Source organism: Hansschlegelia beijingensis, from assembly GCF_045505405.1.
Taxonomy (GTDB): domain Bacteria; phylum Pseudomonadota; class Alphaproteobacteria; order Rhizobiales; family Methylopilaceae; genus Methylopila; species Methylopila beijingensis_A.
The window spans coordinates 1-638 of sequence record NZ_JBJKEX010000694.1 but is presented as its reverse complement, the minus strand read 5'-3'; the positions used below and the strand labels follow the sequence as shown (position 1 = coordinate 638).

At 72.3% G+C, this 638-nt stretch carries 1 protein-coding gene; it reads right to left on the bottom strand.

The window, feature by feature from the left end; all coding sequences use genetic code 11:
• A partial coding sequence (gene trpD, locus ACIKT0_RS19670) for an anthranilate phosphoribosyltransferase (protein WP_407106932.1) occupies nt 1-638 on the bottom strand: 638 nt, incomplete at both ends.

Genomic DNA, 638 nt, shown 5'->3' with positions numbered 1-638 from the left:
CCGGGGCGGCCTTCGAGCACCTGCCGCATGGCGCGCGCGTTGCTGTCGGCGTCGCCGCCCGCGAGCGCTCCGACCGGATGCGGCGTGAAGCCGGCCTGCTCCGGCGAGACTTCGAAGGTCGTCACTGCGCCGTTCTCGAGAGAGGCCACGAAGGTCGGCCCCGAGGTGGTGATCTCGTCAAGCCCGTCGGAGCCATGGACCACCCAGGCCCGCTCCGAGCCGAGCTGGGCCAGCGCTTCCGCGATCGGAACGACCCATCTGCGGGCGAACACGCCGACCATCTGCCGCTTGACGCCGGCCGGGTTCGAGAGCGGCCCGAGCAGGTTGAAGATCGTCCGGACGCCGAGCTCCGTGCGGGCCGGGCCGACATGGCGCATCGCGGAATGGTGGTTCGGGGCGAACATGAAGCCGATGCCGGCGTCGGCCACGCAAGCCGAGATGCGGTTCGCGTCGATATCGACCGCCACGCCCAGCGCGCGCAGAACGTCGGCGGAGCCCGATCGCGAGGACAGGGCGCGGTTGCCATGCTTGGCCACCGGCACGCCGCAGCCCGCCACCACGAAGGCGGCGCAGGTGGAGACGTTGACGGAGCCGGAGCCATCGCCGCCGGTGCCGACGCGGTCGACGTCGTCGGCACC